Source organism: Streptomyces sp. NPDC044719 (assembly GCF_056433405.1).
Genome location: NZ_JBWKHE010000016.1, coordinates 67,163 through 81,571, shown reverse-complemented (window position 1 = coordinate 81,571; position 14,409 = coordinate 67,163). Strand labels below are relative to the sequence as shown.

At 69.9% G+C, this 14,409-nt stretch carries 11 protein-coding genes and 1 pseudogene; 8 read left to right on the top strand and 4 right to left on the bottom strand.

What is annotated here, in order from left to right:
• Nucleotides 1-830 precede the first annotated feature (830 nt).
• The 3 genes from AC07DF_RS40475 (at nucleotide 831) to AC07DF_RS40465 (ending at nucleotide 4,695) form a co-directional block, all read left to right on the top strand.
• Nucleotides 831-2,954, top strand: a complete 2,124-nt coding sequence (locus tag AC07DF_RS40475) for a transposase (RefSeq protein ID WP_478982448.1) — start codon at nucleotides 831-833, stop codon at nucleotides 2,952-2,954.
• Between the two features lie 243 nt (nucleotides 2,955-3,197).
• On the top strand, nucleotides 3,198-4,046 hold the full coding sequence (locus AC07DF_RS40470) for a TniB family NTP-binding protein (RefSeq protein ID WP_478982483.1): 849 nt from the start codon (nucleotides 3,198-3,200) through the stop codon (nucleotides 4,044-4,046).
• A 7-nt stretch (nucleotides 4,047-4,053) separates the two neighbouring features.
• Entirely contained in the window at nucleotides 4,054-4,695 is a 642-nt protein-coding gene (locus tag AC07DF_RS40465; RefSeq protein WP_478982446.1) for a hypothetical protein, read from the top strand.
• A gap of 366 nt (nucleotides 4,696-5,061) precedes the next feature.
• Here the strand turns inward: AC07DF_RS40465 and AC07DF_RS40460 are convergent, their stop codons facing one another.
• From AC07DF_RS40460 to AC07DF_RS40445, 4 genes are read right to left on the bottom strand one after another with little or no spacing between them, the layout of a single operon-like run.
• A complete protein-coding gene (locus tag AC07DF_RS40460; RefSeq protein ID WP_478982444.1) occupies nucleotides 5,062-6,123 on the bottom strand; it encodes an ArsO family NAD(P)H-dependent flavin-containing monooxygenase in 1,062 nt (353 codons plus the stop codon).
• Nucleotides 6,120-6,371, bottom strand: coding sequence for a DUF2180 family protein (locus AC07DF_RS40455; RefSeq protein WP_478982442.1), 252 nt, complete (start codon nucleotides 6,369-6,371; stop codon nucleotides 6,120-6,122). Before AC07DF_RS40455 ends, AC07DF_RS40460 begins: the two co-directional genes overlap by 4 nt.
• The gene (gene arsB, locus AC07DF_RS40450; RefSeq protein WP_478982440.1) at nucleotides 6,371-7,486 is read right to left on the bottom strand and encodes an ACR3 family arsenite efflux transporter; all 1,116 of its coding nucleotides are present in this window, start codon (nucleotides 7,484-7,486) and stop codon (nucleotides 6,371-6,373) included. The genes AC07DF_RS40455 and arsB overlap by 1 nt, the downstream gene beginning before the upstream one ends.
• Nucleotides 7,483-7,791 carry an ArsR/SmtB family transcription factor gene (locus tag AC07DF_RS40445; protein ID WP_478982438.1) on the bottom strand — a complete coding sequence of 103 codons (309 nt, stop codon included), beginning with the start codon at nucleotides 7,789-7,791 and terminating at the stop codon, nucleotides 7,483-7,485. Before AC07DF_RS40445 ends, arsB begins: the two co-directional genes overlap by 4 nt.
• A gap of 87 nt (nucleotides 7,792-7,878) precedes the next feature.
• Here AC07DF_RS40445 and AC07DF_RS40440 point away from each other — a divergent pair, with 87 nt between their 5' ends.
• The 5 genes and pseudogenes from AC07DF_RS40440 to AC07DF_RS40420 all read left to right on the top strand — a co-directional run bounded on the left by AC07DF_RS40440 (nucleotide 7,879) and on the right by AC07DF_RS40420 (nucleotide 14,058).
• On the top strand, nucleotides 7,879-8,514 hold the full coding sequence (locus AC07DF_RS40440) for an arsenate reductase/protein-tyrosine-phosphatase family protein (protein WP_478982436.1): 636 nt from the start codon (nucleotides 7,879-7,881) through the stop codon (nucleotides 8,512-8,514).
• A 46-nt stretch (nucleotides 8,515-8,560) separates the two neighbouring features.
• Nucleotides 8,561-8,980 carry an arsenate reductase ArsC gene (locus tag AC07DF_RS40435; protein WP_478982434.1) on the top strand — a complete coding sequence of 140 codons (420 nt, stop codon included), beginning with the start codon at nucleotides 8,561-8,563 and terminating at the stop codon, nucleotides 8,978-8,980.
• A gap of 5 nt (nucleotides 8,981-8,985) precedes the next feature.
• A pseudogene (locus tag AC07DF_RS40430) lies at nucleotides 8,986-9,144 on the top strand (thioredoxin-disulfide reductase); the annotation flags it as partial.
• Between the two features lie 130 nt (nucleotides 9,145-9,274).
• Nucleotides 9,275-9,730 (top strand): CU044_2847 family protein, encoded by a 456-nt coding sequence (locus AC07DF_RS40425; protein ID WP_478982432.1) that lies wholly within the window; start codon nucleotides 9,275-9,277, stop codon nucleotides 9,728-9,730.
• Nucleotides 9,727-14,058 (top strand): nSTAND1 domain-containing NTPase, encoded by a 4,332-nt coding sequence (locus AC07DF_RS40420; RefSeq protein ID WP_478982430.1) that lies wholly within the window; start codon nucleotides 9,727-9,729, stop codon nucleotides 14,056-14,058. Before AC07DF_RS40425 ends, AC07DF_RS40420 begins: the two co-directional genes overlap by 4 nt.
• Nucleotides 14,059-14,409: the final 351 nt, after the last annotated feature.

Here is a 14,409-nt window from a genome sequence, read left to right as displayed (position 1 = left end):
GCAAAAACCGCCGCCCCACCCACCACACTGCGCAACACCAAACAGCCAGCTCAGCCCACATACCCATCGGCGCCGGACACCCGGCTAGGCGTAGACCCCACCCACGAAACGAACACACCGCTCAACACAACTGAGCAACACCACGCCACAATCAAGATCATTAAGCAAGCACAACAGCTACGCCACAGCAAGACCGACACCGGCCACCGTGCAGCCGCGCAGACCTCGGAAGGATCAGAAGTACCGTTCTCAAGACAGTGGAACGGAGCGGGGTGTACCGCCCCACGACAGCCGCACCGCTACGGAAACCGCCCCACGACAGTGATCACGCCCTACCTCAACACCCGACCAGCGGAAACACCCCGGCCTGACAAGCCGTCACTGACACCCTCCCACTGACACCAAACCGGCACATCGCACGGAGAGCTTGCGGCGCTGGGCGCACCTGCAGATCGCCCAGTGGGACCGGCTCCACCCCATCAGCAGGCGCTGCTGACCACCGCCCGCATCACTACTGCTCCGTGACGCTGACAGGGGAACACGTGACGCGTGTAGAGGTCCGCAGTCCGGTCGTCGCCGACGCGCTGCAGTCACCCACGGTGCTTCTTGGCGCAGGAGACAGCAGCATAAACGTTCGCACAGCCGCGGCCGCTGATCGAGGGCGCCGAAGCGGCGGGCGACCCGATCGAAGTCCTGCCCGTCGTCTTCCACTCCCTATGGCACGGAAAGCTGACGACAGACCTGGAGACGCCGCTGCACGAGCGGGTCCTCGTCAGCACCGGCGCCGACAGTGCGAACGGCCGCGGCGGCCCGGGCAGCGGGGATGGACGATGAGCGTGCGGCGTGGCGGGCGGCCGGTGCTGCAGGTGGGAGCGCACGTCCGTTTTCGTGACCGCGTCTGGCAGGTCATCGCTGTGGCGGGGCAGCAGGTCCACCTAGCCGGTGAAACAGGCGAAGACGAGACGGTCGTGGCCGGGCATCTGTTCGCCGACCCGTCCTTCACCATCGTGGGCGCCGAAATGCCCCAGGCCGTGACGCAGTGGGGTCTGTTCGAAACCGCGCCCGAGGACGCGCGGCGCAAGGCGCTGGCCTGGCAGCGGCACATCCGCGAGGTGGAGTCCGGCCTGCCCGGCGGGACGGACAGCGGCGGGGTGCCCCGGGCCGAGTACGACCCTGACCGGTTCACGCTCGCGCAGCGCGAGGAGGCCAAGGCCGCGGAGCTGAACGCGATCGGCTTCGGACCTGTCTCCCGGACCACGGTGCAGCGCATGCGCCTGGCCTACCGCAAGCAGGGACTGTGGGGGCTGGTCGACCACCGCACCACCCGTCGGCCCGTGCCTACCGGGCGCACCGACGAACGCGTCATCGCCGCCATCGAGGAAGCGCTGCGCCGCCAGCGCGGCCGCTCCAAGGGCACCGTAAAGGGCCTGATGCCCCTGGTCGCGCAGATCCTTACCGACCGGCACGGCCGCGACACGGTGACCATGCCCTCCCAGGCCACGTTCTACCGGCTCGTCCACCAGCTCGCCAACCCGGCTGAACACCCCCACCGCCCCGCCCCCACTCTGCCCACCCCGGCCGGCAGGCGGGCGTTCACTCCGACCGTGGCGCTGCGGCCGGGCGAGCAAGTGCAGGTCGACACCACGCGGCTGGATGTCCTGGCCGTCTTCGACGACGGCACCACCGGCCGGCCCGAACTCACGATCGCCGTAGATGTCGCCACCCGCGCCATCCTCGCCGCCGTCCTGCGCCCGGCCGGCACCAAGGCCGTGGATGCGGCCCTGCTGCTGGCGGAGATGACCGTCCCGCACCCCGCCCGCCCCACCTGGCCCGACGCCCTGCGCCTCGCCCACACCCAACTCCCCCACCTGAAAAGGCTGATGACCCTGGACGAACGCCTTCAGGGCGCCGCCGCCCGTCCGGTCGTGGTGCCCGAGACGATCGTCGTGGACCGAGGCAAGATCTACCTGTCCACGGCGTTCAGCGCCGCCTGCGAAACCCTCGGCATCAGCGTCCAGCCCACCCCGCCCCACGCCCCCGCCGCCAAAGGCATCGCCGAACGCACCTTCGGCACCATCAACGCCCTGCTGTGCCAGCACCTACCCGGCTACACCGGCTCCGACGTCACCCGCCGCGGACCGGATGCCGAAACCGAGGCCTGCTTCAGCGTCGCCCAGCTGCAGGACCTGCTGGACGAATGGCTGATCCACTACCACCACCGCCCCCACGAAGGCCTGCGCCACCCCACCCTGCCCAAGAAGGCCCTCACCCCGAACCAGATGTGGGCCGCGCTCATCGCCGTGGCCGGCCACGTGCCCCTCCCCCTCAGCGGCAGCGACTACCTCGAACTGCTGCCAGTGCGCTGGCAGGCCATCACCGAACGCGGCATCCGCGTCGACCACCGCACCTACGACCACGATGTCCTCGCCCCCTACCGCGGCCAGCCCTCCCCCGTCACCGCGCGCGGCGGCAAATGGGAAGTCCACACCAACCCCCACGACGCCCGCCAGGTCTGGATCTGCCTGCCCGACGGACACCTGACAGAGATCCCCTGGATCCACCGCAACCACATCCACCAGCCGTTCAACAGCGCCACCTGGCAGCACATCAAAACCATCACCACCCGCCACGGCGACCGCGACACCCACGAAGCCGACCTCGCCGACGCCCTCGACCAGCTCATGCGCCGAGCCCACACCGGCACCGCCACCGCAGGCGAGCAACGCCTGATCACCCGCACCGCACCACTAAAAACACCCCCGCCCGCGACCGCCACCCGCCCTCCGGACCCGCAGCAGGCCGACGGCTGGGACGACGACAGCCTCGACGACCTGCCCGACGACCCAGAGCAGACCGACGGCGAGGACCAGCCCGGCGACGACACCGCCGACGCCCCCGTTCCGTACACCGGCCTCGGCCTCTACGACCCCGCCCAGGAAGCCCTCAACTGGTGACCACCCGCCCGCACATCACCACGGCCGGCCCGGCAAGCAAGCCTGCCCGCACACGCGCTGACGGCCCGTGGCCGGACGCCCCTGCCAACGAACCGGAGTGGCCGATCACCACCTGGCAGGGCTGGCAGCACTTCGCCACCACGCCGCCCCCCCCCCACTCCGCCCCAGCCCGGCAACGCCCCTCGCAGCACGGAAGAACGCCTCGCCTACCACTCCGCGTTCGTCACCGTCCGCACCCCAGCCATCAACACCCTCGCCACCCAGGTCCGCACCCTCATGCTGCTCGGCCGCCACCAAAAGACCACCGCCCGGCCCTCACTGATCGTCACCGGCCCCGCCGCAGCCGGGAAAACGACCGCCCTCCTCGAAGTCGGACGCACCTGCCACCTCGCCCACACCCGCAAACACCCCGCCCCGCCCGGACGCACCCACCAGCAGATACCGGTCGCGTACCTGCTGGTGCCGCCCGGCGCCACCGCGAAAACCCTCGCCACCGAATTCGCCCGCTACCTCGGCATCCCCGTCACCACCCGCATGACCCAGCCCCAGATCACCGAGGCCGTCTGCCACACCTACACCGCCGCCGGCGTCCGCCTGGTCCTCATCGACGAGATCCACCGCCTCAACCCGCGCACGACCACCGGCGCCGAAGCCGCCGACCTCCTCAAAGACCTCACCGAACGCATCAGAGCAACCTTCGTCTACACCGGCATCGACGTCGCCTCAACCACGCTGTTCGCCGGAGTACGCGGCGCCCAACTCGCCGGCCGCGCCAGCCTCATCACCTGCGGCCCCCTCCCCGCCCGCCACGGAAACGCCCGCCCCTTCACCGACCTCATCACCGACATGGAGAACGCCCTCGACCTGACCCAGCACAAAACCGGCACACTCCCCCGCCACGCCTCCTACCTCCACCAGCGCACCGCCGGCCGCATCGGATCCCTCGCACGCCTCATCCGCCAAGCCGCCATCACCGCCATCTGCGACGGCACCGAACGCATCACCAAAAAAACACTCGACGCCATCCAACTCGACCACCTCGCCGAAGAAGCAAGCCGCCCCCGCACCCGCCAACCAGCCAGAACGGCATGATGCGGAGGTGAAGAGGAGTGCTGACACGCCCGCTGACGAGGCCTTCGCTGCTCTCTGCGGCCGAACATGGGACATCCTGGTCCCCGCCCGCGCCGACTACCTGGCAGGCGTCTCGCCCCACTACGACGAGGTCTTCCACGACGTCGCGCAGCGAACCGAGCACACGGGCAGCCTCGGCAAGACGGACATCGCAGCCCTGGTCGTCTGGAAACGGCTCTCCGCACAAACCCGCTGGGTGACAGAACTGATGTCCCTGCCCGACACCCAGGTCCGAGCCGTCACCGAACGGGCCGTCACCGCCGTCCGCGACCACACGGTCCCGCGCAGCGAGGCCGCCTGCACGGGGCGCGGCATCATCTGGGAACTGCCCGGCTTCCGCACCGGCGACGCCCTCGCCTCAGCCATCCTCACCGCAGCAGCACCGCACCGGATGGCCGTCTACGACCGCCGCGTCCAACACGCCCTCGACACCCTCACCCTCACCCTCACCCTCACCCTCACCCCCACACCGGGACGCTACGGCCGCTACATGCAACTCCTCGACGACCTCATCGAGCACGGCGCAGCGCACGCCGCCGGTTGGACGGCACGCGACATCGACACCGCCCTGTACTGGACCGGCAGACCCACCCCGCCGCCAATCCTCTAACCAGCACAAAACCGCGTCAGCCCTTTAGATGCCGGACACCATCACCCACACCACACCACCGTTATCAACCAACCCCCAACAACCACAGGCCAGGCGTCCCATCACCACTGCCTCCAACTCCCCGTAAGCGCCGGACTCCTTATCAGGGAATCACTAACTCCCAAGCTCAAGGAGCTCCCGCCACACCAGTTATGAACCTCGGAATCAGCAGATGCGTCCCCTGGGGCGTGTCCACGACGAGGGTGAGACCGCTGGGGTCGTCGTCTTCCACGAAACGCCGCAGGGCAGATGAGGGCTGTTCTGTCACAAACGCTCATTAGACGCCCCGGCCGGGCCTCAGCACGCCGGGTTTTCGCTCTTCGGTCTTCAGCGCAGAAAATCACGGATCTGCTGGGCGGCGTCGCGGGCCGGCCGGCCGACGCCGATGAGGGTCGCGGAGGCGGGCCCGGTCCAGTCGCCGTAGCCCAGCAGGTGCAGTCGCGGTTCGTCCACCGCCCGCGTGCCGGATGCGGCGATGTGGCCACGGTGCCCTCGGAGTTGCAGCGGTGCGAGGTGCGATAGGGCGGGCCGGAACCCGGTACACCAGATGATCGTGTCGGCCTCGGCGCGGGTGCCGTCGGCCCATTCTGCTCCGCCGGGGGTGAGGCGGGTGAACATTGGGCTGGCCTTGAGCAGGCCGCGGTCGCGGGCTTCGCGTACGGGCGGGACGGCGACGATGTCGCCGAGGGAGGCGACGCCGCCGGTGTCGGTGCGCCCCTGGTCGAGGGCGTGGCGGCGGGCGGTGGCGGCGTCGAAGAGGGCGCGGCCGTCGATGTCGTCGGCCAGGAAGCGTGGCGGGCGCTGGGTGACCCAGGTCAACTCGGTGTCGTGGGCGAGGTCGGCGGCGATCTGGGCGCCTGAGTTGCCGCCGCCGACCACGATCACCCGGCGGCCTGCGAAGTCCTGGGGCCGTCGGTAGTCGACGGTGTGCAGTTGCCGGCCGCCGAAGTCGGTGAGGCCGGGCACGGCTGGGAGGAAGGGTCGCCGCCAAGTGCCGGTCGCGCTGATCACGGCGGGAGCCCGCCAGGTGCCCGAGTCCGTCTCCACACGCAGGAACCCGCCGTCCCGGTGCACGCCCAGCACCCGTACAGGCCGCTCGACCGGGAGGTCGTACCGCTTCTCGTAGTCACGCAGGTAGGCGACCACATGCTCGGCGTCCGGGTACTCCGCGCCCGGCTGCGGCGGCATCAGCCGCCCCGGAAGAGACGAGTAGGCGGCTGGGGAGAACAGGTGCAGTGAGTCCCAGGTGTGCTGCCAGGCGCCGCCCGGCTCGGCCTGGGCGTCGAGGATGACGATGTCCAGGCCGAGGCGGCGCAGGTGGTAGCCGGCGGCGAGCCCGGCCTGGCCGCCGCCGACGATCGCCACCTGCGTGTGCCGGTCTCCGGTCACGAGGTCCGCACCATGCCGCTGGTCTGCGGGCAGCATGCGGCGTGGGCGCGATGTGCGGCGGCGCAGGTGGCGCACAGCAGCCGCCGCACCGGTGGCTCGGTGGCCACCGGGCGGGAGACCGGCTTGATGCAGGTCAGGTACTGCTTGGAGACTTCGGCGTGGGCGGCGCAGACAGCGGCTCCGCACTGAGCGCAGACGCCGACCGCGGCGACCTGCGCTCCGGTGCCGGTGCAGTCCAGGCAGTACATCAGCTCTCCTGCGGCGTGGCCGTCAGCTGCTGGCTGTCGCTGAACTTGCGCCGCCAGGCCAGGGAGACGTACACGAGCGCGACCAGGACCGGCACCTCGATCAGCGGGCCGACGACACCTGACAGGGCCTGCCCGGAGGTGACGCCGAACGTGGCGATGGCGACCGCGATGGCCAACTCGAAGTTGTTGCCCGCCGCGGTGAAGGCGAGCGTCGCGGTGCGGTCATAGGCCAGGCCGATGACCTTGCCGAGGGCGAACGTGCCGAACCACATGACCGCGAAGTACACCAGCAGCGGCAGCGCGATACGGGCGACGTCCAGCGGCTGCGAGGTGATGGTCTTGCCCTGCAGGGCGAAGAGGATGACGATCGTGAAGAGCAGGCCGTACAGCGCCCACGGGCCGATCTTCGGCAGGAAGCCCGTCTCGTACTTCTCGCGGCCCAGCTTCTGCTCACCGATGCGGCGGGTGAGGAAGCCGGCCAGCAGCGGGATGCCGAGGAAGATGACCACGTTCAGCGCGATCTTCCACATGGAGATGTCCAGGTGCTCGCCGTTGCCCAGGTTCAGCCAGCCGGGCAGCAGGTCGAGGTAGAACCAGCCGAGCAGGCCGAAGGCCAGGACCTGGAAGACCGAGTTCAGCGCGACCAGTACGGCGCCTGCCTCGCGGTCGCCGCAGGCGAGGTCGTTCCAGATGATGACCATCGCGATGCAGCGGGCGAGGCCGACGATGATCAGGCCGGTGCGGTACTCGGGCAGGTCCGGCAGGAAGGTCCAGGCCAGCGCGAACATGACCGCCGGGCCGATGATCCAGTTGACGACCAGCGACGAGGCCATGAGCTTCTTGTCGCCGGTGACGGCGTCGAGTTTGTCGTAGCGGACCTTGGCCAGGACCGGGTACATCATGATCAGCAGGCCGATGGCGATCGGCAGGGAGATGCCGCCGATCTCGACCTTCGCGAGGGCGTCGTTCAGGCCGGGGATGGCGCGGCCCAGGCCGAGGCCGATGGCCATGGCGAGCAGGATCCACACGGCGAGGAAACGGTCGAGCGTGGAGAGCTTCGCGACGACCGAGGAATCCTCGGTGGGGGACGTCGCGGATGCTTCGGTGCGGGTCACGGGCAGGCCCTCTTGTTGTCGGCGGCAGTGCGAGCGGCCTCGGCCAGGTCGGCGAACTGACCCGCGAGCGCGGCGATGACGTCGGCCTTGAGCCGGTAGTAGGTGAACCGGCCGCACGGCTCCGTCTCCACGACCCCGGCCTCGCGCAGCACCTTCAGGTGGTTGGAGAGGTTGGTCTGCCGGGCGCCGGTCTCCTCCACCAGATGCGTCGTGCACAGCGTCTCTTTGGCCAGCAAGGTCACGATTCGAAGCCTGAGCGGGTCGGCCAGAACCCGGATCAGATCAGTGTCGACTGACGTCAGCATGGGCTGATACTCTCACATCACTCCGAGCTGATACCAGCCGGGGCTGATACCTGGGACCCGCATCCCTCCGCCCCGAAGGGGGTTCCCGTGACCGCCTCCCCGCCTCCTGTCCTGCCTGATGAGCGCCTCGCGTCGGGCATCGCCCGACTCGCCCTGCGTTACCGCGGGCGCTTCTCCCCGGAGACCATCCAGCGCCTCGTCACCGACTCCTACGAGCGCCTCGCCGAGCACGCCCGCATCCGCACCCACCTGGTCGTACTGACCGAACACCTGGCCACCGAGCGGCTGGACGCGCTTGCGCACATCGAGGGCGCTCCCGGCTGCGGCCTGCCCCGCGTGCTGTTCGTCTGCAGCCACAACGCCGGCCGTTCGCAGATGGCAGCGGCCCTCCTCGCGCACCGCGCGGGCGGACACGTGGTCGTCTCGTCCGCGGGCACGCTCCCGGCCGCCGAGGTCGAGCCGGTCGTCACACAGGTGCTCACCGAGGCCGGCGTGGACCTCAGCGACGCGTTCCCCAAGCCGCTGACCGACGAGGTCGTGCAGGCCGCCGACATCGTCATCACCATGGGATGCGGGGACGCCTGCCCCGTCCTGCCCGGCCGCCGCTACCTCGACTGGCCCGTCACCGACCCCGAGGGCGCCCCGATCGCCGTCGTCCGCGGCATCCGCGACGAGATCGACGCCCACATCACCGAACTGCTCGCCTCCCTACCGAGCACCTGAATCCGCACCCGCACCACCGCAAGAACCACTGACGAAGGAAGAACCGATGTCCTCCAGCCCGCTCGCCTCCGTGCTGTTCGTCTGCGTCCACAACGCCGGGCGCTCGCAGATGGCTGCCGGATTCCTCTCCCACCTCGCGGGCGACCGGATCGAGGTCCGCTCCGCCGGCTCCATCCCCGGCGACCAGGTCAACCCCTCAGCCGTCGAGGCCATGAAGGAGGTCGGCGTCGACATCGCCGGCGCCAAGCCGAAGATCCTCACCACCGAGGCCGTCCAGGCGTCCGACTACGTCATCACCATGGGCTGCGGCGACGCCTGCCCCATCTTCCCGGGCAAGAAGTACCTCGACTGGGCCCTGGACGACCCGGCCGGCAAAGGCGTCGATGCCGTCCGCCCAATCCGTGACGAGATCAGGACCCGCATCGAGGCCCTGATCGCCGAGATCGACGCCAAGCAGAAGGCGTGACGCCGGTGACCGGCAACGACATACGCGAGGTCGTCATCATCGGCTCCGGCCCCGCCGGACCGCCCTCTACACAGCCCGCGCCGAACTCAAGCCGCTCGTCTTCGGCGGCGCCATCTTCGTGGGCGGCGCTCACCACGACGACCGAGGTCGAGAACTTCCCCGGCTCGTGCTGATCGGCTGACCCGCTCTCCGAGAACTCGACGGCCGGCAATGGCCGGCCTCCGTCATGCCCGGCCCCCGGCCAATCACTTTGCTGGCCCGCTCGCGAACTGCGCTACCCCGCAGGGGTGAAGCATGCTTGAAGCGCCCTTGGACCGTTCACGGTCTCCCTACGATCTCCAGCTCCCGGCATTGGAGGTTGTGATGAGCGATCGGCCCGTTCATACGGTCGAGGTGCCCTTGGACGACGGAAGCGACGAAGCGATCCGCGTGCAGATTCGAGAGGTCGACGAGGCCCTGATTCGGGTGGGGCGCGGGGGCCGTTCGGTGGCGCGGGCCGAGCGGTCGTTCGGTCAGATGCTGGACACCGTACGGCCGGTGGCGGAGAGCTTCGTAGGACGCTTCCGCGACCTGGCGAGCGCGCCGGACGAGATCACGCTGGAGTTCGGGGTGTCTCTGTCGGCAGGAGCGGACGTCGTCATCGCCAGCACGGCGACTGCGGCGAACTTCTCGGTGACACTGACCTGGAACCGAAACGCGGAGAGAGCGGACCCGGCCGAGGCCCCGGCGCAGGGAGCCGGCGCCCTATGACGGACAGCGACACCACCAACGCGACGGCGGGACCGCCGCCGCGCGGGACTGATCAGATGCTCGCCGCGGGCGTCGTACGGATCGGCGGGGAGTACGGCACGCTCGGCGGAGCCGGCGTTCTCATCACGCCCGATCGGGTGCTGACGTGTGCCCATGTCGTGTCGGACGCCCTGGAGCGGCCGCGTGAAGCACCGGTGGCTCAGGGCACCACGGTGCACGTCGGATTTCCGCTGGTGGAGGCCTCCGGCCGGGCCGAGCGGCAAGACGTGGCCGCCCAGGTTGAGCACTGGGCGCCGATCCGCCGCGACCGCGCGGGAGACATCGCCGTACTGCGGTTGACGGGACCCGCCCCCAATGGCGCATGTCCGCTGCCGCTAGCACTGCCAGAGGAGGTCTGGAACCATCCGGCGCGCGCGGTCGGATTCACGGGCGGCGAGCCGAGCGAGATCTGGTTCCGCGGACGGCTCGGCGGGCGCACCAGCGAAGGATGGCTCCAACTGTCCCGGGCGGACGGGCAGACCACCCACGTCCGGGAAGGGTTCAGCGGGGGCCCAGTGTGGGACGAGGAGCTGAGCGCGGTCATCGGCCTGATGGTGGCGGCACAGCTCGGGCAGGACGCCCAGGCCTTCGTGCTGCACACCGGCACGGTGCTGCGGGAGGTCCCCGAACTGGCGCCCGTAATCGACCCGCCCTCGCCGTTTCGTGGTCTGGTGGCTTTCGAGGAGAGCGACGAGGACCTCTTCTTCGGGCGTTCCCACGACATCAAGGAAGTGGTTACGGCCCTGCGGGGCAGCGGAGGGGCCGTCACTCTGTACGGGCCATCGGGATGTGGCAAGTCCTCGCTGGCGCGCGCCGGTGTGCTGCCCCGGATGCGGAGGGACGGGTACGAGGTGCTGGTGGTGGACGCCGGGAAGGTGTCGTCCCCGCGGGCCGCGCTTGCCATCGAGCTGTGGGAGGCCGTCCGGGACTGCGGCCAGGGCCCGTACCGGGCGAGCGGCGCGGGCCAGGTGGAGGATTGGCTCGCCGAATATGGGCTGGCGGACACCCTGCACCGGCTGCGCGGAACGCAGAACGACCGACTACTCGTCCTGCTTGACCAGGCCGAGACTCTCCTGGACCGCACCGAAGGGGAAGTCGCGGAAGCCGTCGCACTGCTCTTTTCGGAGCGGAGGCCGGGAACGGGACTGCGGGTGCTGCTCACCCTGCGCGCCGACTTCATGGACGCGATGCTCAAGCATCCGCGCCTGGGCCCCGCGCTGCGCGGCGGACGGACCCTACCGCTCACGCCGATGTCCCGGCCGCAGCTGGAGGAAGTGATCACCAAGCCGGTCGAACGGGTTCCCGCGGTGCGCTACGACCCCGGTCTCGCCGCCCGCGTCCTGGACGACGCAGGCGGCGAGCCGGGGGTCCTGCCGCTGCTGGGATTCGTCCTGGAGGAGCTGTGGCAGCGGCGCTGCGGCGGACGACTACTCGCCGCAGCGTACGAGGAGATGGGCGGTGTCCGTGGTGCACTCCAGCGGCATGCCGACCAGGTGTGGGCGGAGTGCGTCGGCGAACTCAGCGCCGACGAGACGGTGACCGAGACCGGGGTCGAGGCCAGGGGGCTGCTCACCGGGCTGGTTCGGGTCCTGCCAGGTAGCGAGACCCCGCTGCGGCGCAGGCTCACCCGCCAGGAGGCGGGCGAGCTGCGCTGGGGGATCGCCCGGGAACTCGCCCAGCGGCGGCTGCTCGTCCTGCACGGAGACGAGGGCGAGCCGGAGACCACCGAACTCGCCCATGAGGCACTGATCACCGTCTGGGACAAGCTGCGCGACCAAGTCGCACGGGACACTCAGTTCCTCACGGCCCGCGCGGAACTGGCGCACGACCTGGAGCGCTGGAAACGGGGCGGGACGTCTGCGGACCTGCTGCCCGGCCCGATCCAGCTGAGTGTCCTGGAAGGGCGCCTGGATGGGCGTGAGCGGGAACTCACCGCGGCGGAAATGGACTTCCTCGCGCGTGCCCGGCGCAGGCTGCAGGCCCGGCGTACGCGGGCCCGTGCGGGGTGGACGGCGATCGCCGTGGTCCTCGCGCTCATCGCCGGTCTCGGCACCTTCCTCGTCTACCAGTCGCAGATCAGCGAGGAGCGGGACGCGCAGGCCCGGTCCCGGGCGGTGGCCAACGTCTCGGACGAGCAGGCGGCACGGGACCCTGGCCTGGCCTCGCTGGCCGCCATCGCCGCCTTCGACCTCTCGCCGACCAGCGAGGCTCGCAGCGCGCTGATGCGCCGCTACGCTGCGCTGAAGGAGGCGCGCTGGATGCTGAGCGGCGCCGAGGGCACGATCCGCGGGGTGGCCACCAGCGGCGACGGCACGGTGACCCTGGTGACGACGGAACGCGGGCGCGCCACCCTGTACGTGCGCAATGCCACTGGCACGGTGCGGCGAACCCATCTCCGGGTCCCGGTGAACGCCGTCGTCCCGGCCGTGAGCCGCGACGGACGCCGCATCGCCTATCTGTCCTCGCGGCAGAGCGATCTGTACTGGCACGACGTCGACCCCACGGGGCACGAGGTACTGGGCCCGCAGCACAAGATCCGGGCCGCCGGATTCAAAAACCCTCGCCGAGCCGAGAACACTGGTCTGTCCCCGGCCGGCATCGCCGGATTCTCCCCCAACGCACGGCGCGTGGTCACGGCATCCGACAACGAAGAGCTGTGGCTGTGGGACCTCGATACGGGGCGCAACCGGCGGCTGCCCGTGCGGATCGGGCACGTGCACGGCGTGTCGTTCGGTCCGGACGGCGCCACCCTGGTCGCTCAGCTTCGAGACGAAGAGGGAAACAGCACCAAGGCCACCCTCGCCGCCGTGGACATCGGCACCGGGACGGCCCGCACACTGGCGCGTGACGTCGAGGTGAGGGACGAGATCCCCACGAGCGGCCTGTCAGGGGACGGACGCGTGCTGGTCTTCTGCCAGCCGTCCTCTGGTAGCGCCGAGGTGTACCGGGCCGTCAGGGTCGCGGACGGGCAGGAGTTGGCCCGTCACCGGCCCAGCCATGGGTTCCTTTGCGACGGCATTACGGTGGACCGGACCGGCAACCGATTCGCGATCCACCACGGAAACGGGCAGTGGACCATGGTGGGCACCGGCCGGGGCGGCGCGGTGCGCCAGACCATCGGGCACTCCACCGGCAGCGTCGTCGGCATGCCACTGCTGGGCAGCCGTGACCTCCCAGTCGCCCTGGTGTGGGACGAGAGCGCGGTGGTTGCCCGGCCGATGGACACGGACGTCTTCGACGTCGTCAGCCCGCCGGTGCTGATCGACGACGGCGACAAGATGCTGGCCCACCAAGGTGACTACGGGGAGCACCTCACCCTCGTCGACACCAAGCCGGCCCTCACCGGCGGAAAGCAAAAAGTCCTGCGCCGGGCCGACCGCGAACCGTCACCGGACCCCTTGCAAGGCCCACTCACACAGATGCAGGTGAACCGTTCGGAGACCCTGCTGGCTGATCTGGTCACCGGTAACCGGGTCGTGATCCGGTCCCTGCCCTCCCTGCGCCAGGTCGCAGTGATCAAGACAGCGGCGCCGGCCCCGGACATGCAGGGGCAGACCGCTGCTCCGTACTTCGGGTTCCTCGACAACGACGAACTCCTTACGGTATCCGGCAGCCGGATCGAGCAGTGGAACGCCCGCAACGGGCTGCGGCTGGAGAAGACCATCGACATCCGCACCCTCGGCCTCACCAAACAGCCGTCACCCGACCTGTTCGTCCGGCGGCATCCCACGCCTGGGCATCTGCTGGTCAAGATCAGCGACGAACCCACCATCCACGCCGTCGACCGCCGCACGGGAAGGGAAAACACGTCACTGCGTATGCAGTTCGGCGACGATTTCATCGCCGGTTCCTTCACCAAAGACGGACAGCACGCCCTCGTCATGACCACGGGCGGATTCGTGGAGGGCTGGTCCGTACCGGGGCGCACACCCACACGCGTTCTCGGCCCGCTGGGACCGGCGCTGCGGCCCCAGGAGGGAACCTTGACGGCCGTGGGTGACTCGTCCTTCGCCATTGCCAACGGCAACTCGGTCCGCTTTTTCCACTTCACAGATCTCGACCGGCTCGACTCCTACGACTTCGAGAAGGACCAGGTCTTCTACGCGATCTCCAGGGACGGCAGGACGCTGCTACGGCAGGTGGACGGTGGGGGGATGGACCTGTTCCGGCTCGATGCGGCGCTGTGGAAACAGCGGCTGTGCGAGGTCCTCGGCCGTGACCTGACCGAAGACGAGCGCCGCAGCCTGCCGTCGGAGTTGCCGGAGCGGATCTGCCCGGCGCGCTCATGAGCCTTCGGGCACCGCGGACGCTGGTCAGGTCTCCCCGGCCGCCGTGGCGGTGAGCCAGTCGGCGGCTTCGGCGTCGGTCATCAGCGGCGCCTGGGCCGGGTGGGCGTCGCCGTCCTGGACGACGTGGACGCGGCCCGAGAGCGGGCTGTTTCTGGGGCGGGGTCGACTGTCGGGGCTAGCCGCTGCCAGGTGCCGGCGCCGAGCCGGGCGAGGATGACGGTGGAGAAATACTCACGGGCGCCGGGGATGAGGCGACCGCCGACGGTGGGGGGGCGGCCGAAGATGACGTGGATGCGGGCCTCGCGCCCCTCGTACAGGAGACCTCGAGGGCGCCGATGGCCGGGGAGCGCT

Bases quoted from the DNA above. Each gene is read 5' to 3' on its own strand.
- AC07DF_RS40475 (WP_478982448.1), top strand. From the start codon at position 831: ATGAGCGTGCGGCGTGGCGGGCGGCCGGTGCTGCAGGTGGGAGCGCAC.
- AC07DF_RS40435 (WP_478982434.1), top strand. From the start codon at position 8,561: ATGTCCTCCAGCCCGCTCGCCTCCGTGCTGTTCGTCTGCGTCCACAAC.
- AC07DF_RS40445 (WP_478982438.1), bottom strand. From the start codon at position 7,791: ATGCTGACGTCAGTCGACACTGATCTGATCCGGGTTCTGGCCGACCCG.
- AC07DF_RS40420 (WP_478982430.1), top strand. From the start codon at position 9,727: ATGACGGACAGCGACACCACCAACGCGACGGCGGGACCGCCGCCGCGC.
- AC07DF_RS40425 (WP_478982432.1), top strand. From the start codon at position 9,275: ATGCTTGAAGCGCCCTTGGACCGTTCACGGTCTCCCTACGATCTCCAG.
- AC07DF_RS40455 (WP_478982442.1), bottom strand. From the start codon at position 6,371: ATGTACTGCCTGGACTGCACCGGCACCGGAGCGCAGGTCGCCGCGGTC.